At 62.3% G+C, this 23339-nt stretch carries 21 protein-coding genes; all 21 read right to left on the bottom strand.

The genetic code is table 11. The annotated features are described in order from the left end of the window. Window position 1: 1 nt before the first annotated feature. A complete protein-coding gene (urtB, locus tag RMET_RS04795) occupies window positions 2-1639 on the bottom strand; it encodes an urea ABC transporter permease subunit UrtB (protein WP_011515762.1) in 1638 nt (545 codons plus the stop codon). Window positions 1640-1739: 100 nt separating this feature from the next. Beyond that, window positions 1740-2999, bottom strand: coding sequence for an urea ABC transporter substrate-binding protein (gene urtA, locus RMET_RS04790; protein WP_008643399.1), 1260 nt, complete (start codon window positions 2997-2999; stop codon window positions 1740-1742). Window positions 3000-3317: 318 nt separating this feature from the next. Next, window positions 3318-3668 (bottom strand): cytochrome o ubiquinol oxidase subunit IV, encoded by a 351-nt coding sequence (gene cyoD, locus RMET_RS04785; RefSeq protein ID WP_008643397.1) that lies wholly within the window; start codon window positions 3666-3668, stop codon window positions 3318-3320. Beyond that, window positions 3669-4313 (bottom strand): cytochrome o ubiquinol oxidase subunit III, encoded by a 645-nt coding sequence (gene cyoC, locus RMET_RS04780; protein WP_008643394.1) that lies wholly within the window; start codon window positions 4311-4313, stop codon window positions 3669-3671. 5 nt (window positions 4314-4318) lie between these two features. Beyond that, window positions 4319-6292, bottom strand: coding sequence for a cytochrome o ubiquinol oxidase subunit I (gene cyoB, locus RMET_RS04775; protein ID WP_011515760.1), 1974 nt, complete (start codon window positions 6290-6292; stop codon window positions 4319-4321). Between the two features lie 8 nt (window positions 6293-6300). Beyond that, complete coding sequence (gene cyoA / locus RMET_RS04770) at window positions 6301-7269, bottom strand: ubiquinol oxidase subunit II (RefSeq protein WP_011515759.1); 969 nt, start codon at window positions 7267-7269, stop codon at window positions 6301-6303. A gap of 602 nt (window positions 7270-7871) precedes the next feature. Continuing rightward, a complete protein-coding gene (locus tag RMET_RS04765; RefSeq protein WP_011515758.1) occupies window positions 7872-8345 on the bottom strand; it encodes a MaoC family dehydratase in 474 nt (157 codons plus the stop codon). Between the two features lie 87 nt (window positions 8346-8432). Next, window positions 8433-8882 (bottom strand): MaoC family dehydratase, encoded by a 450-nt coding sequence (locus RMET_RS04760; protein WP_011515757.1) that lies wholly within the window; start codon window positions 8880-8882, stop codon window positions 8433-8435. Window positions 8883-8947: 65 nt separating this feature from the next. Continuing rightward, window positions 8948-10066, bottom strand: a complete 1119-nt coding sequence (locus RMET_RS04755; RefSeq protein ID WP_011515756.1) for an acyl-CoA dehydrogenase family protein — start codon at window positions 10064-10066, stop codon at window positions 8948-8950. A 13-nt stretch (window positions 10067-10079) separates the two neighbouring features. Beyond that, entirely contained in the window at window positions 10080-11282 is a 1203-nt protein-coding gene (locus RMET_RS04750) for an acyl-CoA dehydrogenase family protein (RefSeq protein ID WP_008643372.1), read from the bottom strand. A 91-nt stretch (window positions 11283-11373) separates the two neighbouring features. Next, the gene (locus RMET_RS04745; RefSeq protein WP_011515755.1) at window positions 11374-11841 is read right to left on the bottom strand and encodes a DUF1178 family protein; all 468 of its coding nucleotides are present in this window, start codon (window positions 11839-11841) and stop codon (window positions 11374-11376) included. Window positions 11842-12047: 206 nt separating this feature from the next. Beyond that, complete coding sequence (locus tag RMET_RS04740) at window positions 12048-12683, bottom strand: NUDIX domain-containing protein (protein WP_011515754.1); 636 nt, start codon at window positions 12681-12683, stop codon at window positions 12048-12050. A gap of 48 nt (window positions 12684-12731) precedes the next feature. Further along, complete coding sequence (locus RMET_RS04735) at window positions 12732-13040, bottom strand: DUF2818 family protein (RefSeq protein WP_008643366.1); 309 nt, start codon at window positions 13038-13040, stop codon at window positions 12732-12734. Between the two features lie 21 nt (window positions 13041-13061). Then, complete coding sequence (nuoN, locus tag RMET_RS04730) at window positions 13062-14537, bottom strand: NADH-quinone oxidoreductase subunit NuoN (protein ID WP_011515753.1); 1476 nt, start codon at window positions 14535-14537, stop codon at window positions 13062-13064. A gap of 19 nt (window positions 14538-14556) precedes the next feature. Continuing rightward, on the bottom strand, window positions 14557-16023 hold the full coding sequence (locus tag RMET_RS04725) for an NADH-quinone oxidoreductase subunit M (protein ID WP_011515752.1): 1467 nt from the start codon (window positions 16021-16023) through the stop codon (window positions 14557-14559). A gap of 28 nt (window positions 16024-16051) precedes the next feature. After that, entirely contained in the window at window positions 16052-18130 is a 2079-nt protein-coding gene (gene nuoL, locus RMET_RS04720; RefSeq protein WP_008643359.1) for an NADH-quinone oxidoreductase subunit L, read from the bottom strand. A 61-nt stretch (window positions 18131-18191) separates the two neighbouring features. Then, window positions 18192-18497, bottom strand: a complete 306-nt coding sequence (gene nuoK / locus RMET_RS04715; RefSeq protein WP_008643358.1) for an NADH-quinone oxidoreductase subunit NuoK — start codon at window positions 18495-18497, stop codon at window positions 18192-18194. A 17-nt stretch (window positions 18498-18514) separates the two neighbouring features. After that, window positions 18515-19156, bottom strand: coding sequence for an NADH-quinone oxidoreductase subunit J (locus tag RMET_RS04710; protein WP_017512778.1), 642 nt, complete (start codon window positions 19154-19156; stop codon window positions 18515-18517). Window positions 19157-19319: 163 nt separating this feature from the next. Beyond that, the gene (gene nuoI, locus RMET_RS04705) at window positions 19320-19811 is read right to left on the bottom strand and encodes an NADH-quinone oxidoreductase subunit NuoI (protein WP_008643353.1); all 492 of its coding nucleotides are present in this window, start codon (window positions 19809-19811) and stop codon (window positions 19320-19322) included. Between the two features lie 71 nt (window positions 19812-19882). After that, a complete protein-coding gene (nuoH, locus tag RMET_RS04700; protein WP_008643351.1) occupies window positions 19883-20947 on the bottom strand; it encodes an NADH-quinone oxidoreductase subunit NuoH in 1065 nt (354 codons plus the stop codon). 18 nt (window positions 20948-20965) lie between these two features. Beyond that, window positions 20966-23338, bottom strand: coding sequence for an NADH-quinone oxidoreductase subunit NuoG (gene nuoG / locus RMET_RS04695; RefSeq protein WP_011515750.1), 2373 nt, complete (start codon window positions 23336-23338; stop codon window positions 20966-20968). Window position 23339: the final 1 nt, after the last annotated feature.

Below are 23339 nucleotides of genomic sequence, written 5' to 3'. Positions count from 1 at the left end.
GTCAGGCCTCCGCGCTGCGCCCCTTGAGCGCGAAAAGTCCTTGTGGCCGCTTCTGGATGAACAGCACGATCAGCACGAGGACGAAGATCTTGGCCAGCACCGCGCCATAGAACGGCTCGATGAATTTGTTGATGATGCCGAGGCCGAACGCGCCCACGATCGTGCCCGCCAGCTGCCCGACGCCACCCAGCACCACCACCATGAACGAGTCGATGATGTAGGCCTGCCCCAGGTCCGGGCCCACGTTACCGATCTGCGAGAGCGCGCAACCGCCGAGCCCCGCGATGCCGGCGCCAAATGCGAACGCGTAGCTGTCCACCTTCCACGTCCGCACGCCCACGCAGGCCGCCATCGTGCGGTTCTGCGTCGTGGCGCGCACGAACAGACCCAGGCGCGTGCGATTCAGTACGGCCCATGCCACCGTCACCACGCCCAGCGCGAACAGGATGATGATGATGCGGTTGTACGGAATCACGAGCCCGGCGAGTGCCTCGATGCCGCCGCTCATCCACGCGGGATTGGCCACTTCCACGTTCTGCGCGCCGAAGATCGTACGCACGGCCTGCATCATCAGCAGGCTGACACCGAACGTGGCCAGCAGCGTCTCCAGCGGGCGGCCATAGAGATGGCGCAGCACGATTCGCTCGAGCGCGAAACCGACGGCTCCGGCAGCCAGGAAGGACGCAGGCACGGCCGCCACGAGGTACCAGTCGAACGCATTGGGCGCGCAGGCACGAAACAGCGTCTGCACCACGTAGGTGGCATAGGCGCCGATCATCAGAAACTCGCCGTGCGCCATGTTGATGACGCCGATCAGCCCATACGTGATCGCCAGACCCAGCGCCGCCAGCAGCAGCACGCTGCCAAGGCTCAGACCCGCGAACAGGTTGCCGAGCAGTTCGGCGCGGCGCTGTTCGGTCCGCAACTGGTCAATGGCCACTTGCGCGGCCACGCGCACGCCTTCGTCGGCCTCTTTGTACTTGCCGGCCGCGTCGCGCTCGACCAGCGGCATCAGCTTCTGGCGCGATTGCGGATTGCTGTCGTGGCCGAGGATGCGAATCGCCTCGATACGCGCGTCCCGGCCCGCTTCGGCACCTTGCGCGAGAACCGTGTTGGCCCAGATCACGTCGAGCCTCGCCCGCAGTCCGGCATCGGCCTCGGCCTTGCGCGCGGCCTCCACCGCCGCACGCGAAGCGTTCTCTGGTTGATCGAACAGCGTACTGATGGCCTGCGTGCGCACCGCGATGTCCGGTGACTGCAGCTCCAGGCTGCTCGCGGCACTATCGACGATGGCGCGCAGGCTGTTATTCAGCGTCAGCGATTCGAGCTCGTCCGCCTTCACGATGACCGGCTTGCCGGTGACCGCGTCGACGGTCTTGTCGCCATCCTGGCGCACCATGCCGACTGAGGGCGCGTACTGCAGCGCGTCATCCTGCAAGGCCTTCAGGATCGGGCCGGCCTGCTCCGCCGGCGCCTGAGTGAGCTTGTTCAGCGCCGCGGTCTTGGCATCGTAGTCATCCTCGGCCAATGGCTTGAGGTCGGCCTGCGTCAGCGGCGTGGCGGCCCACAACGGTGCCGCGGCCAGCAGCAGCGCGGCGAGCATGACACGCAGCCATGTACGGATATTGGGTCGGTGCATTCAGGAGCCTGGTTCGCGCGATGGATCGCATCTTGGGGTTGTTGGCATTCACCTGTGGTTTGCTCCCACTCCCGAGCACGGGAGTGGGAGCAACAGACCGTCAGTTCCCCGCCACCTTGTCCGCCTTGCCTTCATTGCCGGCGATGAACGGGCTCCACGGTTGCGCGCGGACCGGCTTCGGCGTCTTCCACACCACCGAGAACTGGCCGTCGCCCTTGACCTCGCCAATCATCACGGGCTTGTAGAGATGGTGGTTGTCACCCATCGTCAGCGTGAAGCCATCGGGCGCCTTGAAGGTCTGGCCGTACATCGCGGCACGCACCTTGTCCGGATCGGTGCTGCCAGCCTTCTTCACGGCCTGCGCCCACATATGGATGCCCACGTAGGTAGCTTCCATCGGGTCGTTGGTCACGCGCTTGTCGCCGCCCGGCAGGTTGTTGGCCTTGACCCACGCGGCCCACTGCTTTTTGAACGCTTCGTTCTCGGGGTTCTTGACCGACATGAAGTAGTTCCATGCAGCCAGATGGCCCACCAGCGGCTTGGTGTCGATGCCGCGCAGTTCTTCCTCGCCCACCGAGAAGGCCACCACCGGCACGTCCTTGGCCTTCAGGCCGGCGTTGCCGAGTTCCTTGTAGAACGGCACGTTCGAGTCGCCATTGATCGTGGAGATCACGGCGGTCTTGCCACCCTGCGAGAACTTCTTGATGTTGGCGACGATGGTCTGGTAGTCGCTATGACCGAACGGGGTGTAAACCTCTTCGATGTCCTTGTCCTCCACGCCCTTGCTCTTCAGGAACGCACGCAGGATCTTGTTGGTAGTGCGCGGATAGACGTAGTCGGTACCCAGCAGGAAGAAGCGCTTCGCACCGCCGCCCTCCTTGCTCATCAGGTATTCCACCGCCGGGATCGCCTGCTGGTTGGGTGCCGCGCCCGTGTAAAACACGTTCTTCGACATCTCCTCACCTTCGTACTGCACCGGGTAGAACAGCAGCGCGTTGGTTTCCTCATAGACCGGGAGCACCGACTTGCGCGATACCGACGTCCAGCATCCGAACGTGACCGCCACCTTGTCCTTGGTGATGAGCTGACGCGCCTTCTCCGCGAAGAGCGGCCAGTTGGAAGCGGGGTCCACCACCACGGGCTCGAGCTTGCGGCCCAGCACGCCGCCGCTCTTGTTGATCTCGTCGATCGTCATCAGCGCCACGTCCTTGAGCGACGTTTCGGAGATGGCCATCGTGCCCGATAGCGAATGCAGGATGCCGACCTTGATCGGCTCCTTGGTCTGCGCCATCAGCGGGCTGGTACCGATCATCGCCGCGGCGGCCACCGCCGACAGCTTCAGCATGTCACGTCGTTTCATTGCAGCTCCCAGTTTGTCGTATGTGATTAGGGACTACGCACCCCGGAGAGCACATCTGCAACTAGCGTGCCAAGGGAAACACGCGTGACCGGGTCACCATTACGTGACAAATCGACGGGAGGGGGACCGTGCCGCACCACGCTGGTGCCGCCGGCGGGGCCAGAGGGAAATCCGCCGGCGCACCGCGAATGTGCAGCGCCGTTCGGGTGCGGTCCGGCGTGAACCGGTGCAGCCGTGGCCGATGCCGGTGCGTTGCGCACCGTGGCCAATAAAAAACGGGGCCCAAAGGCCCCGTTTTTCAAACGACCGTATGATCCGTTACTTCATCCACGGCATCATGTTGGCGTTCATGTTGTGCATGATCCAGAGCGAACCGGCCAGCACAATGAACAGGATCAGTACCGTGAACAGCAGCGCCATCACGTTCCAGCGCTGACCGTTCGAACCATCCAGATGCAGGAAGTACTTCAGATGCACGACGATCTGCACGGCCGCCATGCCCAGGATGATCCACAGCATCGTGCCGCGTTCCATCGTGCCGTCCATGACGATCTTGAACGGAATCACGGTCAGGATCACCGCCAGCACGAAGCCAATCACATACGACTTGACGCTGCTGTGGCCATGCGACGCGCCGTGAGCGGCGGTCGAAGCGTGTTGCTGTGCCATTTACATTGCTCCCATCAGGTAGACCACGGTGAACACACCGATCCAGACCACGTCCAGGAAGTGCCAGAACAGGCTGAGGCAGTTCAGGCGCTTGGCCACGACCGGGGTCAGGCCCTTCTTCGACAGTTGCCACATCAGCACGAGCATCCACAGCATGCCGCTGGCAACGTGCAGACCGTGGGTACCCACGAGCGTGAAGAACGACGACAGGAACGCGCTGCGGCTCGGGCCGGCACCCTCGTGAATCAGGTGCGCGAACTCGTTGATTTCCATGCCCATGAACGCGGCGCCCAGCAGGAACGTCACGCCCAGCCAGAACATCACGCGGCCCTTCTGATGGTTCTGCATCGACACCATGGCAAAGCCGTAGGTGATCGACGAGAACAGCAGGATGGCGGTTTCCACGAGCACGTAGTTGAGCTCGAAGATCTCCTTGCCCGACGGGCCACCCGCCACTTCGCCGCGCAGGACGGCGAAGGCGGCGAACAGGCACGCGAACAAGATGCAGTCGCTCATCAGGTACAGCCAGAAACCGAAGACGGTGTTCTCGCTGGTGTCGTGATGCGCGTGGTCGTGCGCCTCGTCGTGCGAGTGCGCATGCGCGGGGGCTTTCGCCCCGAAGCGGTCAAGAACTTCTGTCGACATGGTTATCAGCCCTGGGCAGCAATGCGCTGCTGGTAGCGCGTTTCGATCTGCTCGACCTCGGAGGCCGGCACGTAGTAATCGATGTGGTCATCGTTGGCGCGGCGGATAAACGCCACGACCATGCCGATCAGGCCCACGGCGGCAAGCCACCAGATGTGCCACGTCAGCGCGAAGCCCAGCACCAGGCTGAATGCACCCATGTAGAAACCAGCCGCGGTGTTCTTCGGCATGTGAATCTGCTCGAAGCCATCCGTGCGGATCGTCTCGCCACGTGCCTTCATGTCGGCAAACGCGTCCAGGTCACGCACCACCGGGGTGTGCGCGAAGTTGTAGAACGCCGGCGGCGACGAGGTTGCCCATTCCAGCGTGCGGCCACCCCACGGGTCGCCCGTCACGTCTGCCAGCTTCTTGCGGTCGCGGATCGACACGACGATCTGCAGCACCTGGAAGAAGATGCCCAGCGCCACGAACACCACGCCCACCACGGCCAGATGCAGCCACGGCGTCCAGGCCGGGTTGTCGGTGTGGTTCAGACGACGGGTCATGCCCATCAGGCCCAGCACGTACAGCGGCATGAAGGCGAAGTAGAAGCCCACCAGCCAGCACCAGAAGGCGCACTTGCCCAGACGCTCGTTCAGCTTGAAGCCGAAGGCCTTCGGCCACCAGTAGGTCACGCCGGCCAGGTAGCCAAACAGCACGCCGCCGATGATCACGTTGTGGAAGTGAGCAATCAGGAACAGGCTGTTGTGCAGCACGAAGTCAGCAGCCGGCACGGCCATCAGCACGCCGGTCATGCCACCGATCACGAACGTGATCATGAAGCCCAGCGTCCACAGCACCGGCGACGTGAATTGCACGCGGCCACGGTACATCGTGAACAGCCAGTTGAAGATCTTCACGCCCGTCGGGATCGAGATGATCATCGTCGTGATGCCGAAGAACGCGTTCACGTTGGCGCCAGAGCCCATCGTGAAGAAGTGGTGCAGCCACACGATGAACGACAGCACCATGATCGCGCTGGTGGCATACACCATCCCCTTGTAGCCGAACAGCTTCTTGCCCGAGAACGTAGAGATGATTTCCGAGAAGATACCGAACGCCGGCAGGATCAGGATGTAGACCTCGGGGTGGCCCCAGATCCAGATCAGGTTCACGTACATCATGGCGTTACCGCCGCCATTGTTCGTGAAGAAGTGCATGTCGAAGTAGCGGTCCAGGCCCAGCAGTGCCAGCGACACCGTCAGCACCGGGAAGGCAGCCACGATCAGCACGTTGGTGCACAGGACCGTCCAGGTGAACACCGGCATGCGCATCAGCGTCATGCCCGGGGCGCGCATCTTCAGGATGGTCACCAGGAAGTTCACGCCGGTCAGCAATGTCCCCAACCCTGATATCTGCAGCGACCAAAGGTAGTAGTCCACCCCCACGCCCGGGCTGTAGTCCAGACCCGACAGCGGCGGATAGGCCAGCCAGCCGGTACGCGCGAATTCGCCAACGCCCAGCGAGACGTTCACGAGCATCGCGCCGGCCACGAACAGCCAGAAGCTCAGCGTGTTCAGGAACGGGAACGCCACGTCGCGCGCGCCGATCTGCAGGGGCACCACGAGGTTCATCAGACCCGTCATCAGCGGCATGGCCACGAAGAAGATCATGATCACGCCGTGGGCCGTGAACACCTGGTCATAGTGCTCGGGCGGCAGGAAGCCGGTGGAGCCGTTGGTGGCAACCGCCAGCTGGGTACGCATCATGACGGCGTCGGCAAAGCCGCGCAGCAGCATGATCAGCGCCACCAGCGAATACATCACGCCAATGCGCTTGTGATCGACCGAGGTAATCCACTCGGTCCACAGGTAGTCCCACTTCTTGAAGTACGTGATCGCACCGAGCAGCGCCAGCCCGCCAAGGGCCACGCAGCTCAGCGTGATCATGATGATCGGCTCATGAAACGGAATCGCCGACAAACTCAATTTGCCAAACATCATTGCTCCTAGATTTGCGCGCCCAGCGCCGGCTTGGCCGGCGTGGCCATGGACACCCGCTCTTCACCGAGCGTGTTACGCGACGTGCAGACCGGACCGCCATCAAAACCTTCGCGGGCCATTGCATGGCCGTCGCCGCCCATGTACTGATGCAGGATGCCGGTGTACAGACCGTCTTCGACCTTGCCGAAGTACGTCACCGGTTCCGCTTCGCTCGGCTTGGCCAGGACCTTGTAGTCCTCGGACGCGAGCTGCTTTTCGGACGCGCGCACCTTTTCCACCCACTTGTCGAACTCGAAGTTCGACATGGCGATGGCCTTGAACTTCATGCCCGAGAAGCCGCCGCCGCTGTAGTTGGCGGACATGCCGTCAAACGTGCCGGCTTCATTGGCGATGAGGTGCAGCTTGGTCTCCATCCCAGCCATGGCGTAAACCTGGCTACCCAGTTGCGGGATGAAGAACGAATTCATGATCGAATCCGACGTGATCTTGAAGTTCACCGGCGTGTTCACCGGCAGCGCGAGCTGGTTCACCGTCGCGATCTTCAGTTCCGGATAGATGAACAGCCATTTCCAGTTCATCGCCACGGCTTCCACGGTCACCGGCTTGACGTTCGACTCGAGCGGCTTGTACGGGTCGAGATCGTGCGACGACTTCCAGGTGATGATGCCCAGCGCGATGATGATCAGGCAGGGGATCAGCCAAACCACCACTTCGATGCGGGTGGAGTGCGACCAGTTCGGATCGTATTCAGCAGACGTGTTGCTGGCGCGATACTTCCACGCAAACACGAGCGTCAGGATGATGACCGGTACGACGACCAGCAGCATCAGCCAGGTGGCGATCAGGATGATGCCCTTGATGTCGACGCCGACTTGCCCTTTCGGGTTCATCAGCGCGAAGTCGCAGCCGGCCAACAGGAGCAGGCCAAGGCAAGGCAGGTACCGCATCAGGGGCGGCATTTTCGGTTTCTTCATGTCACGACGGTCTGGTTGCGCCACGCCTGTGCACAAGCGTGGCACCGCCTACCTGCTGCACGGGGCAACTGGCGGGCTGGGCTGGGGAAAACCGGAGGACGTGTCCAAAGCTGGCGCTGCGAAATGGGCGATGCAAACGCCTGCGGACCATGCGGCCGGGCAACGCCATGAACGCGGCTTGGACAGCAACTGACGACTGCGTGCGCGCGCCTGAGGGGGCGGGTGCGTGCGCTGAGGTGACCGACTGCCTGAACTGCGTCTGTTCCGGTTCGGAACTGCCACCGGAACGAGCGTTGTGTCACGATGTTCACGCCACATCCTCTTGCTTCAACCGCCTCACCAGCGCAGTGAGAACGGTCTCCGAGCGGATATCGCATTACATAAAACATCGTGGGCGGGACTGTACCGCAACGCAACATTACGGGTAAACCCAGACACAACAGAAACACTGTTCTTTTAATCGGACAATTCCTTGACCTGTCGCAACGGGGTAACAGTCATCTCGTGGTTGCTTGTTTTTCCACGATTTCGCTGGACAAATGACAAGGGCCGCGATCTCGCGGCCCTCATTGTCGAGCGACAGTGCTGACGAATCGGATACGTCAGGAGTAGCGTCGACTGATCGATTCCGCCACGCAGACCGGTCGATCCGCGCCTTCCCGCTCGATCGTCACCTCCCAGGTGGACTGCGCACCGACCAGGCCATTCGGCAGCGGGTCCAGCCGCTCGACCTTGAGCAGCTTCACGCGTCCTCGCAGACGGCTGCCGACCGGCACCGGCGACGTGAAACGAACGCGATTCAGACCATAGTTAACGCCCATCTTGACGCCTTCCATGTGGATTGCGTTCTGCATGAGCTGGGGCAACAGCGAAAGGGTCAGGAAGCCGTGCGCGATCGGCGCGCCGAACGGCGACTCACGCTTGGCACGCTCGACGTCAATATGGATCCACTGGTGATCGCCCGTGGCCTCGGCAAACAGGTTCACCTGCTGCTGCGTGATTTCGATCCAGTCGCTGACAGCCACTTCCTCGCCCTGCAGCGACTCCAGTTCTTCCAACGATGCGATAGTACGCATGGTGCTTGTCTCCTTGTCGTTCTTTTCTGGTTGGGTAGCCCTTCCTTCTCCCGCGTGCGGCAGAGGGAAGTGAACAAACGGCGTGCGTCAGGCCGGGCGGCGCTTGTACATCCCCATGCCCTTGACCGTGCACACAACCTCGCCCTTCTGGTTGGTGGCCACCCACTGGGTCATCACCACGCCGCGATCAGGCTTGGAGCTCGACGGACGCGCTTCCAGAATCCTCAGCACAGCAGTCAGGGTGTCACCGGCATAGACCGGCTTGATCCAGCGGACTTCATCCACGCCGGGCGACCCCATGCTGGTGGAGCGATCCCCCATCGACTGCACCAGCAGGCGCATGATGATGCCGCAGGTCATCCAGCCGCTGGAAATCAGCCCACCGTAGATGCTCTGCTCTGCAGCGGCCTTGTCGACGTGAAACGGTTGCGGGTCGTACTGGCGCGCGAAGCTGATGATCTCCTCTTCGGTCACCGTATAGCTCCCGAGCGGGTGCTCGCTGCCGACGACGTAATCCTCGAAATACATCTTGGACATCAAGTCCTCCAATGAAAAAAACCGCGCTCGGGGTCACCGGCGCGGTTTGAACACTTACGCAATACTCAGGCAGCTTCCTGGAAGCCAGGCTGGCTGGCGAAGCGGCCCAGATGGTGGTCCACATCGCCGAAGGTCGTATTGATCAGCGTGAGGCGCTTGAACATATGCGCGGCCGGCAGCTCGTCGGTCACACCCATGCCGCCGTGAATCTGCACGGCTTCCTGGCCCACCGAGCGGGCTGCCACGCCGACGCGCGCCTTGGCGGCGGACACGTAGCGGCGGCGCTCCTCGGGGCTGGCCTCGTCGAAGCGCGCCGCGGCCAGCAGCGTGATCGAACGCGACTGCTCCGCATGGATCATCATTTCGACCATGCGGTGCTGCAGCGCCTGGAAGCGCGCGATGGCCACGCCGAACTGCTGGCGGGTCTTCGCGTACTCGAGCGTGGCGGCGTTGAGCGTATCCATGACACCAACGGCTTCGGCGCACAGCAGCACCGCGGCGTAGTCGGCGGTGGCCTCGAGCACATCCCAGCCCTTGCCTTCCGTGCCGATCAGCGTGGCCGGTGCATCCTGGAACGTCACGTCGGCCGCGTGGAGGTTGTCGATCGTGCGGTAGTCCTTGACGCTGACGCCAGCACCCTTGGTGTCGACCAGGAACAGCGAGATGCCGTCACGGTCCGACTGGGCGCCACTGGTGCGTGCCGACACCACGAGCTTGTCGGCCTGGGCACCGTGGGTCACCACGACCTTGCGACCGTTGAGCTTGCCGCCCTTGGCCGTCACGGTCACGTTGTTCAGTTCATGGCGTGCCTGCTGCTCGTTGAATGCCGTGGCCAGCTTCAGTTCGCCACCAGCCACCTGCTCGAGCAGCGCTTCCTGGCCACCGGCCAGCTTGAGCGCCTGCGCGGCCACCACCGTCGCGAAGTACGGCTCCACCACCAGGCCGCGGCCCAGTTCCTGCTGCACCACCATCATGTCGACAGCCGTACCGGAGAAGCCACCTTGCGCTTCGGGCACCGGCAGCGCGGTCAGGCCGAGTTCGACCAGTCCGCCCCAGGCTTGCTCGCCGTAGCCATTCGCGCCCTTGATGTTCTTCTTGCGCGATTCGAAGTCGTAGCTCTTCTCGACAAAACGGCGAATCGCGTCGGCCAGTTGCTTCTGTTCGTCGCTGAGATTGAAGTTCATGTTGCGTGTCTCCTCACAGCCCCAGAATCATCTGGCTGATGATGTTCTTTTGGATTTCGTTCGAACCGCCGTAGATGGAGGTCTTGCGATAGTTGAAGTAGTACGCGGCCAGCGGGGCGGCGTCGTCATAGCCGGTCACGGCGTGCTCGTGTTCGCACTCCAGGTACGCCGGATCGAACGGCTGGGCGTACGGGCCGACCGCTTCGACCATCAGTTCGGTCAGCATCTGCTGGATCTCGGTGCCCTTGATCTTGAGCATCGATGCCTCGGGGCCGGGGCCCTTGCCAGCGGCTTCGCTCGACACCACGCGCAGCACGGTGATCTCCAGCGCCATCAGTTCGATTTCCAGCGCGGCAACCTTGGCGCCAAACACCGGATCCTCGAGCAGCGGCTTGCCGTTCTTCTGCTGCTGGCGGGCAACGCGCTTCAGGAAGCCCAGTTCGCGCTTGGAGTTACCCACGCGCGCAATGCCGGTACGCTCATGGCCAAGCAGGTACTTGGCATAGGTCCAGCCACGGTTTTCCTCGCCGACGCGGTTTTCGACCGGCACCTTGACGTTGTCGAAGAAGACTTCGTTCACTTCATGCTCTTCGTCGAGCATGATGATCGGGCGCACGGTAATGCCCGGCGTCTTCATGTCGATCAGCAGGAACGAAATGCCCTCTTGCTTCTTGGCCTCGGGGTCGGTGCGCACCAGGCAGAAGATCATGTCGGCGTGCTGGCCGAGCGTGGTCCAGGTCTTCTGGCCGTTGACGATGTAGTGCTTGCCATCCGACGTCAGCTCGGCACGGGTCTTCAGCGAAGCCAGATCCGAACCCGAACCCGGCTCCGAATAGCCCTGGCACCACCAGTCGGTGCAGTCGAGGATACGCGGCAGGTAGTACGACTTCTGCTCTGCATTGCCGTACTTCATGATCACGGGCGCGACCATCGCCACGCCGAACGGCAGCACGCCAGGCGCGCCGACGCGGGCATTTTCCTCGTCCCAGATGTGGCGTTGCGTGGCGTTCCAGCCCGTGCCACCGAACTCGACCGGCCAGTGCGGCGCGGACCAGCCCTTGCCAGCCAGGATCTTGTGCCAGCGCACCAGATCGTCGCGGTTGGGGCGGCGGTGGTTGAGTACCTTTTCGCGGATTTCCGCCGGCAGGTTGGCTTCGAGCCAGCTACGCACTTCCTGACGGAAGGCGATGTCGGCCGCCGAGTAATTGAGATCCATGCCCGTCTCCATTGGTGGTGCCGGCGGGCGCCGGCCGTTTGTTTTACCTCGCGCATCACTGCGCGAGGTAAACCGGGCACAGGATGCTTGTTCAGTGGGCCGTCTGCTTCAGCGCATCCGGCACGATGAGCGGAAAGGTCTCGATGCCTTCGTCGGCCAGCGCCTGCACGTCTTCCGGCGTTGCCGAACCGCGGATACCGCGCTCCGGCGCTTCCTCGTAGTGCATGCGCCGCGCTTCCTCGGCGAAACGTTCTCCCACGTCCTCGGTCTGCGCCAGTACCTGCCGGACTGCCTTCAGATAGCGGGCCTGCAGCGCTTGCATCATCTGCTGCGCGTCGGCCTTGCCTTCCTCGGCGTTCCGGACCTGCGTCTGCGCCGGCTTGGCGGTGGCACCCGAAAGATTCAGGCGCGGCGCGCTGGGCAGGCGGGAGACGGCATGGTCACCACAGACCGGGCATTGGACGAGGTCACGCGAAATCTGCGATTGCGCATCTTCCTCCGAGGCAAACCAACCCTCGAAACGATGGTCTTGCGCACAGCGCAGGTCGAGCACCTTCATGATCTTTCCAGCCCGTCGGGCAATATTAGCCGTGAATCGAAATTTTGTGAACGGTCGTGCTAATTTTTTCGCTGACCGTTTTTGCCTGGCAGGATGCGTCCTAAACACAATTACGCCGGAGCAAGGGAAAACCCCATGCGGAGACTGGCGCTGAGGCAGACTCAAGCCTGCAAGGCGGCGCAGTAGCTTAGCAGTTATGCGCCGTTTCAGCCGATGCTGCGATTGTCAGGAAACGGAGGCTCGCTTTGCTCGCCCGGCTGCCAGGTGCCAGAGACGATCTTCTCCAGCCAGAGCGCGCCGATGATCGTCTTGACGTCAGTAATGCGGCCCTGACGTACCCAATCGATCACCTGGCCCACCGGCGTGATAAAGGTTTCCAGGAACTCGCCATCGTCGAGTTCCGCCTCGCCGGCGGTCAGATCACGCGCCAGGAACAGATCGATAAACTCGGTCGAGTAGGAAATCACCGGGTGGATCCGCGTCAGGTAATCCCAGCGACGCGCGGTGTAGCCGGTTTCCTCGAGCAACTCGCGCTCGCCACAGCGTTGCGCGCCCTCTTGCGGATCGAGCTTGCCCGCCGGAAATTCGAGCATCACTTCACCGATCGGGTAGCGGAACTGGCGCTCCATCAGCACCGTGCCGTCGTCGAACAGCGGGATCATCATGACTGCGCCCGGATGCAGCACGTACTCGCGCCCGGCTTGCTTGCCATTGGGCAGGCGCACGATGTCTTGCTTGAGGGTGAGGAATTTGCCGCGATGGATGGTCGCGGAAGCGACGGAAGTTTCCCTGAGGTGATCGTCACGCTCTTCGGACGATACGGCTGGGGTCTTGTCGATCATGAACGCTCCGGGTGTGGCACGGGCCCCGGCGCGAGGGTCTGGCCGCAATCAGGCCGTGCGATGTTTGACCAGGTATTGCCAGGTGAAGCCGGGGAAGGCAAACACCAGCATCATGCAGGCGGTGATGGCGTAGAACTGCCAGCCTTGCGGGAAGGCGTTGCCGAGGCTCGCTTCCACTGCGAAGCCGGCAAGGCCAGCCACCACGTACCACATGAATAGTTCCACCAGGCGCAGCCACAACGGCTTGCGGGCCCACTTCAGGCCCACCGCGGCGAACAGGCGCTGGTTGACGAACGGCAGGTTGGCACACACCAGTGCCAAAAGGATGACAAACCAACCACCTGCCGAGGAACTCATTGCGTCACCTTGCCTGAAAAATCAGGACGCCAGCGTAGCACGGATGGCCTGGAAGCACAGGTCCATCAGGCCAGCCGGGAACAGACCCAGCAGGATCACGGCCAAGCCGTTCAGGCTCAGCACCGAACGCAGGCCAGTCGAAGCTTCCAGCGGCTCTTCGCCAACCGGTGCATCGAAGTACATCAGCTTCACAATGCGCAGGTAGTAGAACGCGCCGATCAGCGAGAACACCACTGCCAGCACGGCCAGCCAGCTCATACCTGCCGACACGACCGCCTGCAGCACCGACAGCTTGGCATAGAAGCCAACGGTCGGCGGAATGCCGGCCATCGAGAACATCATCACCAGCATCAGGAACGCGAACCACGGATGACGGCGCGACATGCCCTTCAGATCGTCGAGCGTTTCTGCCTCGAAGCCCTTGCGCGTGCGAACCAGGATCAGGCCGAACGTGCCCAGCGTGGTCAGCATGTACGTGATCGAGTAGAACATCGACGAGCTGTAGGCGTTCACTGCGCCGTCGGCCTTGTTGGCCACCACGCCCGAAAGCATGCCCAGCAGCACGAAGCCCATGTGGGAGATCGTCGAGTACGCCAGCATCCGCTTCAGGTTTGTCTGAACGATAGCCGTCAGGTTACCGATGACCAGCGAAGCAATCGACAGGATCACCAGCATGACCTGCCAGTCGGTCGCCAGCGGCAGCAGGCCCTCCACCAGCAGGCGGATGATCAGCGCGAATGCGGCAACCTTCGGACCAGCAGCGATCAGCAGCGTCACAGCGGTCGGCGAACCCTGGTAGATGTCCGGGATCCACATATGGAACGGTGCGGCACCCAGCTTGAAGGCCACACCGGCCACGATAAACACCACGCCGAAGGCCAGCATCGTCGTGTTGACGCGGCCCGACTCGACCACGCGGAACACTTCACCCAGGTTCAGCGAACCGGTGGCCCCGTACATCATCGACATGCCGTAGAGCAGGAAGCCCGATGCGAGCGCGCCCAGTACAAAGTACTTGATCGCCGATTCGGACGTCACGCGCGAGTCGCGGCGCAGGGCAACCAGCGCATACGACGACAGAGACAGCAGCTCCAGACCCAGGTACAGCGTCAGGAAGTTGTTGCCGGTGATCATCACGATCTGACCGCCGAGCGTGAACAGCGCGAGCATGTAGAACTCGCCTGCGAACATGTCCCGTTCGGCCAGATAGCTACGCGTGTAGATCAGCGTCAGCAGCATACCCAGCGAGCAGAACGCAGCCAGCACGTTCGCCATCGGGTCGATCACGACCAGGTTGGCGAACGCGTAGTGCGTTTCGCCGCCTGCCGCGTCGATGCCGAACCAAGCGGTCAGCACCAGTGTAGTCAGCAGCGACAGCGGGTACGCCACGCTGGTGCGGTTCTTGCCGCGGGCTAGGTCGATCCAGTTGATCGCCGCAATGGCGATCGCCAGGAAAATGATTGGCGCCACCGGGGCCAGGCTAGAGGACGATTGCATGTTGATTTCTCTCCCCCGCTTACAGCTTGGACTGTGCCACGTGGGACAGCAGGTTCACCACCGATGCGTGCATCACGTCGGTGAAGGGTTTCGGGTACAGACCCATGTACAGCGTCATGATCGCCAGCAGACCGAGCATGAAGAATTCACGCTTGTTCAGGTCCACCAGTTCACGCACGTGCTCGTGCACGATATCGCCGAAGATCACGCGCTTGACCATCCACAGCGAGTAAGCCGCGCCGAAGATCAGGGCCGTGGCGGCCAGCAGGCCAATCCAGAAGTTGAACTTGACAGCACCCAGGATCACCATGAACTCGCCCACGAAACCCGAGGTAGCCGGCAGGCCACAGTTGGCCATCGCGAAGAACACCGACAGCGCCGCGAACTTCGGCATCACGTTCACCACACCGCCGTAGTCGGCGATCTGGCGCGAGTGCACGCGGTCATAGAGCACACCGATACACAGGAACATCGCGCCCGACACGAAACCATGCGAGATCATCTGGATGATGCCGCCCTCGATGCCGATTTCATTGAAGATGAAGAAACCGAGCGTCACGAAACCCATGTGAGCGATCGACGAGTACGCCACCAGCTTCTTCATGTCGGCCTGGACCAGTGCCACGAGGCCGATGTAGATCACGGCGATCAGCGAGATCGTGATGATGAACGGGGCCAGGTAGTGGCTGGCGTCCGGGGCGATCGGCAGCGAGAACCGCAGGAAACCGTAGGCGCCCAGCTTCAGCATGATCGCCGCCAGCACCACGGAACCGCCGGTCGGCGCTTCCACGTGGGCGTCCGGCAGCCAGGTGTGCACCGGCCACATCGGCACCTTCACCGCGAAGGCCATGAAGAACGCGAGGAAGATCGCGATCTGCTCGTTCATCGTCAACTTGGCCTGATGCCAGGTGAGGATGTCGAACGAGCCCGTCTTGTTGTACAGGTACAGCAGCGCGACCAGGGTCAGCAGCGAGCCGAGCAGCGTGTAGAGGAAGAACTTGAACGCCGCATACACGCGGTTCGGGCCGCCCCAGACACCGATGATGATGTACATCGGGATCAGCGTGGCTTCGAAGAACACGTAGAACAGCAGGCCGTCCAGCGACGAGAAGACACCGACCATCAAGCCTGACAGGATCAGGAACGAGGCCATGTACTCGGCCACGCGTTCGGTGATCACTTCCCAGGCCGAGATCACGACGATCACGGTGATGAATGCGGTCAGCACCACGAACCACATCGAGATGCCATCCACACCCAGGTGGTACTGGATGTTGAAGCGTTCGATCCACGTCGCCTGCTCGACGAACTGCATCGCAGCGGAAGCGGTGTCGAAGTGGAAGATCAGCGGCAGCGTGACGGCAAAGCTGACGATAGCACCGAACAGCGCCATCCAGCGCACGAAGCATTTGCTTCGGTCGGAGCCGAACATCAATACCACCAGCCCGAAGAAGATAGGCAGCCAGATTGCGAAAGACAGAACCATTTCTATGTTTTCCTTGCTTTGGTGCCTATCACTTGGTGCCTATCACGCCAGTGATCGTCAGCGTCAGGAGCACCAACATGCCGATGATCATCGCGAAAGCGTAATGGTAGATATAACCGGACTGCAGGTAGCGGCTGGCCGCAGCAAACGACGCCACCACGCGGGCCGAACCATTGACGAACAGGCCGTCGATGAAGCTCTGGTCACCACCCTTCCACAGGCCGGTACCCAGCAGGCGCGCGCCGCGAGCGAAAACCGCTTCGTTGATCGCGTCCATGTAGTACTTGTTGTCCAGCAGCTTGTAGAGACCGGAGAAACGTTGCTTGATCGCCGCGGGGATGTCCGGGCGCTTCATGTAGAAGAACCACGACAGCACCACGCCTGCGATAGCCAGCCACAGCACCGGCGTCGTCAGCGAGTGAATCGCCATCGGCACCCAGCCATGGAACGCTTCCTTCAGCTCTTCCATCGCATGATGGTTCTCGCCGACGAAGATCACGTCCTTGAAGGCCACGCCATGCTTGAAGAACTCGCCGAACAGCATCGGCTCGATGGCGATGGCGCCAACGATCACCGACGGGATGGCCAGCAGCACCAGCGGCAGCGTCACGACCCACGGGGACTCATGCGGCTTCTGGCCCGGAGCCAGGCCGTGGTGATGGTCGTGCGAGACTTCCTCGTCATGGTGGTTGCCATGGTGGTCATCGGCCTTGCCGAAGCGCTCTTCACCGTGGAACACCAGGAAGTACATGCGGAACGAATAGAAGGCGGTCACGAACACACCGGCCAGCACCGCGAAGTACGCGAAGCCCGAGCCAGCGATATGCGATTCGGCCACCGCCTCGATGATCGAGTCCTTCGAGTAGAAGCCCGCGAAGAACGGCGTGCCGATCAGGGCCAGCGAACCGACCAACGACGTGATCCACGTGATCGGCATGTACTTGCGCAGGCCGCCCATGTTGCGGATGTCCTGGTCATGGTGCATGCCGATGATCACTGAGCCCGCGGCAAGGAACAGCAGTGCCTTGAAGAACGCGTGGGTCATCAGGTGGAACACGGCTACCGAGTAAGCCGAAGCGCCCAGCGCGACGGTCATGTAACCGAGCTGCGACAGCGTGGAGTAAGCAACCACGCGCTTGATATCGTTCTGGATGATGCCCAGGAAGCCCATGAACAGCGCGGTGATCGCGCCGATGACCAGTACAAACGACAGCGCGGTGTCCGACAGTTCGAACAGCGGCGACATGCGCGCCACCATGAAGATACCGGCGGTCACCATGGTTGCCGCGTGAATCAGTGCCGAGATCGGGGTCGGGCCTTCCATCGAGTCAGGCAGCCAGACGTGCAGCGGGAACTGCGCCGACTTGCCCATCGCGCCGATGAACAGGCAGATGCAGGCCACGGTGATCATCATCCAGTCGGTACCCGGGAAGATCACGGTAGCCAGCTGCTCGCGGGTAGCGAAGACATCCGTGTAGTTCATGCTGCCGCTGTATGCCAGCAGCAGGCCGATACCGAGGATGAAGCCGAAGTCACCCACACGGTTGACCAGGAACGCCTTCAGGTTCGCGAAGATCGCCGTCGGGCGGGTGTACCAGAAACCGATCAGCAGGTACGACACCAGGCCCACCGCTTCCCAGCCGAAGAACAGCTGCAGGAAGTTGTTGCTCATCACCAGCATCAGCATCGAGAAGGTGAAGAGCGAGATGTAGGCGAAGAATCGGTTGTAGCCGGGGTCCCCTTCCATGTAACCGACGGTGTAGATGTGCACCATCAGCGAGACGAAGGTCACGACCACCATCATCATCGCGGTCAGGGAGTCGACCAGGAAGCCGACCTCCATCTTCAGGCTGCCGATCGTCATCCACTCGTACACGGTGGCGTTGTAGCCCGCGCCGTTGAGCACGTCGAGCAGCACCATCACCGACAGGACGAAAGCGATGGCGACGCCGAGAATCGTTGCCGAATGCGCCACGATCCGGCCGCCGCGCGACTCCGAGGAAAACGTGCCGAAGAACTTGGTACCGAACAGACCAGCTATCGCGGCGCCGGCGAGCGGCGCCAGCGGAATCGCCAGCAGCAGGTTGGGGTTGAGCGTGGTTGCCATAGGACGCTTATTGGTGTGCGATCGGGGAGCAGTCTTGGTTCAATGTGGATGCGGTCATGAATCAGCCCTTGAGGGTATCCATGTCGTCCACGTTGATCGTGTCCAGGTTACGGAACAGCACAACCAGGATTGCCAGACCAATTGCCGACTCGGCGGCGGCCACCGTGAGGATGAAGAAAACGAAAACCTGACCAGCCAGGTCGCCCATGTAGTGCGAGAAGGCGACGAAGTTCATGTTCACCGCAAGCAGCAGCAGTTCGAGCGCCATCAGCAGCACGATCACGTTCTTGCGGTTCAGGAAGATGCCAACGATGCTGATCGCAAACAGGATCGCACCGAGGACGAGGAAGTGGGCGAGAGAGAGCACAGCAGTTTCTCCGGGCTTTAGTTCTTGTTGGCGGCTGCCGCGGCATCCGCTTCGGCCCGGCCCTCGGCCGGCAGTTTCACCAGACGCACGCGCTCGTCGCGACGCACGCGCAGCTGGGCGCCAACGTCCTGTGCCTTCACGTCCTTGCGGCGACGCAGCGTCAGTGCAACGGCGGCGATGATGGCCACCAGCAGGATGATGCCGGCCACTTCAAACGCGTAGATGTAGTCGGTGTAGATCAGCTTGCCCAGCGCGGCGGTATTCGAATAGTTCGGATCCTGCGCGCCCGGGGGCAGCACGGCGTTGGTCGTGCCGATGAAGTTGCGCACGAGCACGATCGCCATTTCGGCGATGATCAGCGCGCCAATGATCGAGGCCATCGGCACGTAGGTCCAGAAGTCGCGCCGCAGATGCTCGATGTCGATGTCGATCATCATCACGACGAACAGGAACAGCACCATCACGGCGCCGACGTACACGAGCAGGAGCAGGATGGCGAGGAATTCCGCCTTCAGGATCATCCAGATCGCTGCGGCGGTGAAGAACGCCAGGACGAGGAACAGTGCGGAATGCACCGGGTTCTTTGCCGTGATGACTTTCAGTGCGGACAGCACCAGCACCAAGGCAAAGACATAGAAGATGGTGGTCGTGAGTTCCATGGTCCCTATCGGATCCTCTTTGGGCCGCTTGCACACAGCCCCCCTTTCGGGGTGACCACGCGTGCTCGCGGCATCCTTCTGTTGGCCCCTTGCGGGACCGATTCAATTTCGCTTTCGGGAGCCGGCGCCTCAAGCGCCCTGCTCCCGCCCTGCGTCGATACGCTTAACGGTACTTCGCGTCCGCAGCCTTGGCTGCGGCGATCTGCGGCTCGTAGCGGTCGCCAACGGCCAGCAGCATGTCCTTGGTGAAGTACAGGTCACCGCGCTTTTCGCCGTGATACTCGAGAATGTGCGTCTCGACGATCGCGTCAACCGGGCAAGCTTCTTCGCAGAAGCCGCAGAAAATGCACTTGGTCAGGTCGATGTCGTAGCGCGTGGTGCGGCGGGTGCCGTCGTTACGCACGTCCGATTCGATCGAGATAGCCAATGCCGGGCACACCGCTTCACACAGCTTGCAGGCGATGCAACGCTCTTCCCCATTGGGATAGCGGCGCAGTGCGTGCAGGCCGCGGAAACGCGGCGACATCGGCGTCTTCTCTTCCGGGAACTGGACTGTGATCTTGCGCGCGAAGAGATAGCGGCCGGTCAAAGCCATACCCTTGAAGAGTTCCTTCAGGAGCAGGCTGTTGAAGAAGTCCTTGATGGCGAGCAGCATGACGATTGCTTCCTAAGTATTTCCGCGCGGCGCGCCCTGCCTCTGGCAGTGACGCACCATCGCCTGGCCTCTTAGTGCCAGATGTTCCACGGCGACTTGATCCAGATCGCCACAATGATCAGCCAAGCCACGGTCAGCGGAATGAAGATCTTCCAGCCCAGACGCATGATCTGGTCATAGCGGTAACGCGGGAACGAAGCGCGAATCCAGATGAAAACCGACAGCAGCAGGAATACCTTGATCACCAGCCAGAAGAAGCCCGGGATCGCATTGGTCAGCGCGCTCGAGAACGGCGGTGCCCAGCCACCAAGGAACATCAGCGAGGTCATCGTCGAGATGATGATCATGTTGATGTACTCGGCCAGGAAGAACAGCGCGAACGTCATGCCCGAATATTCGATCATGTGGCCGGCCACGATTTCCGATTCGCCTTCCACCACGTCGAACGGGTGACGGTTGGTTTCAGCCACGCCCGAGATGAAGTACACGCCGAACATCGGCAGCAGCGGCAGCCAGTTCCACGACAGCAGGTTCAGGCCCATGTTGGCGAAGTAGCCGGTGTTCTGGGCGTTCACGATGTGCGACAGGTTCAGGCTGCCCGACACCATCAGCACGGTCACCAGGGCGAAGCCCATGGCGATTTCGTACGACACCATCTGCGCCGCGGCACGCATCGCACCGATGAACGCATACTTCGAGTTCGAGGCCCATCCAGCCAGAATCACGCCATAGACGCCCACCGAGCTGATGGCCATCACGTACAGCAGACCAGCGTTGATATCGGCCATCACCACTTCGGCCTGGAACGGAATCACCGCCCAGACAGCGACTGCGGGCATCAGCACCATCAGCGGAGCCACCAGGTACATGCCCCGGTTGATCTGCGACGGGAACATGACTTCCTTGAGCAGCAGCTTCAGCACGTCGGCGATCGGCTGCAGCAAGCCCAGCGGACCCACGCGGTTCGGGCCGATACGCACGTGCATCCAGCCGATCAGCTTGCGCTCCCACAGAATCAGGTAGGCCACGCACAGCAGCACCGGCACCACGATGAGCACCGCGCGGATAAGAATCCACAGCGGCGTCCAGTACATGCCGAAGATGTCGTGACCTTGCGAGGTAATCCAGTCGATCATGTTGCTTTCTCGCTCTTCTTATGCGGTGGCCGTCGCGGCCGCGTTGTTGCCGGCCGGCAGGTCGATGGCTTTCTCAACGGTGACATTGCCGAACAGCGCACCCAGCGTCACGGCAGCCTCGGTGGCGGCCGGCACGCGCACTGTGTTTGCCGGCAGCGTCGCTTCGAGAGCGGCCGGCAGCACCACGCTGGCACCATCCTGCATCACACGCACCGGATCGCCAGCCTGCACGCCCAGCTTGGCGAACAGATCCGACGACAGCGACACCTGCATCGCACGGCGCGCGGCGGCGGTAAGCTGCAGCGAGTCGGCACGGCGCACGATCGGGTCGGCGTGGTAAATCGGCACATCGGCGATACGCTCGACACCGTTGGCGGCAGCAGCCGTCACGCGGATCGGGGCATCGGTCGAGTTGTTCAGTTGCTCGGCGACCGGACGAGCCAGCGCGGCGTCGCGCACGGCTTCAGCCGTGTCGAAGTCGAAGCCCGGTACTTCCAGCAGGTTGCCCAGCACGCGCAGCACCTTCCAGCCCGGACGCGACTCACCCAGCGCGCGTACCACGCCGTTGAAGCTCTGCGCCTTGCCTTCGGCATTGACGAACGTACCTGCGGTTTCGGTGAACGGCGCGACCGGCAGGATCACGTCTGCGTATTGCAACGCGGCTTCCGAACGGAACGGCGACAGCACCACGACCGTGCCGGCCTGGTTCAGCGCGGCCAGTGCCTTGCGGCCATCGGCGGCGTCGAACTCGGGCTCGGCGTTCAGCACGATGTACGCGCGGCGCGGCGCATCGAGCATGGCCTGTGCGTTGGCACCGCCTTGCTGTGGCAGGGCGCCAGCAACATAACCACCGACCGTGTTGGCGGCCTCGGTCAGGAAGCCCAGCGTCGCGCCCGTTTCCGAGGCGATCCACTGCGCCAGAGCGTGCAGCGACGAGAACTGCGGGTGGCGGACGGCTTCGTTGCCGAGGAACACCGCACGGCGTTCGCCCGACAGCAGCATATCGGCCACGGCCTTCGCGGCATCGCCACCGTCGAATCCTTCGGTACCGGCCGGAGCGGTCACGCCCTTGGCGGCGGCCACGGCACGGGCCACGCCGGCCAGTGCGGCGGTCCAGCCCGACGGGGCAGCATTGATACGCGCGGCGACCGGCATCAGCAGGTCTTCACCGCCCGCGCCGATCACGGCCACACGTGTGCCCTTTTTCACGGCTTGACGCAGACGCGACGCCAGCAGCGGATGATCCTTGCGCAGCGACGAACCGATCACCAGCGCGCGTTGCAGCGTGCTGACGTCGGCCACCGGCATGCCGAGCCACGGCGCGCCCTTCAGTGCGGCCGAGAAATCGGATTGACGCAGGCGGAAGTCGACGTTGTCGCTGCCCAGGCCACGGACGAGCTTGCCCAGCAGGAACAGCTCTTCCAGCGTGCTGTGCGGGCTGGCCAGCGCAGCAATCTGGTCGGCGCCGTGATCGCGCTTGATGCTTGCCAGACCATTGGCCACGTATTCGAGCGCGGTCTGCCAGTCCGTTTCCATCCATTCGCCACCCTGCTTGAGCATCGGGCGGGTCAGACGGTCGGCGCTGTTCAGGCCTTCGTAGGCGAAGCGGTCCTTATCGGAGATCCAGCATTCGTTGATGTCCTCGTTCTCCAGCGGCACCACACGCATCACGCGCTGGTTCTTGGTCTGGACCACGAGGTTGGCACCCAGGCCGTCGTGCGGCGACACCGACTTGCGGCGTGCCAATTCCCACGTACGGGCCGAGTAGCGGAACGGCTTGCTGGTCAGCGCGCCGACCGGGCACAGGTCGATCATGTTGCCGGACAGTTCCGAATCCACGGTCTGGCCGACGAACGTCGTGATTTCCGAGTGCTCGCCGCGGCCCAGCATGCCCAGCTCCATCACGCCGGCCACTTCCTGGCCGAAGCGCACGCAGCGAGTGCAGTGGATGCAGCGGGTCATCTCTTCCATGGAGATCAGCGGGCCCACATTCTTGTGGAACACCACACGCTTCTCTTCCTTGTAGCGCGACTCCGAACCACCGTAGCCCACCGCCAGATCCTGGAGTTGGCATTCGCCGCCCTGATCGCAGATCGGGCAGTCGAGCGGGTGGTTGATCAGCAGGAATTCCATCACCGATTTCTGAGCCTTCACAGCCTTCTCAGAATTGGTGAAAACCTTCATGCCTGGCGTCACCGGGGTGGCGCAGGCGGGCAGCGCCTTGGGCGCTTTCTCCACTTCAACCAGGCACATGCGGCAGTTCGCCGCGATGGACAGTTTGCGGTGGTAGCAGAAGTGCGGGATGTACGTGCCCAGCTTCTGGGCCGCTTCCATCACGAGGCTGCCTTCCGCAACCTCTACCTTCTTGCCGTCGATCTCGAGTTCAACCATG

The organism is Cupriavidus metallidurans CH34, assembly GCF_000196015.1.
GTDB classification, from domain to species: Bacteria; Pseudomonadota; Gammaproteobacteria; order Burkholderiales; family Burkholderiaceae; genus Cupriavidus; species Cupriavidus metallidurans.
This window is presented reverse-complemented; position numbering and strand designations above follow the sequence as displayed.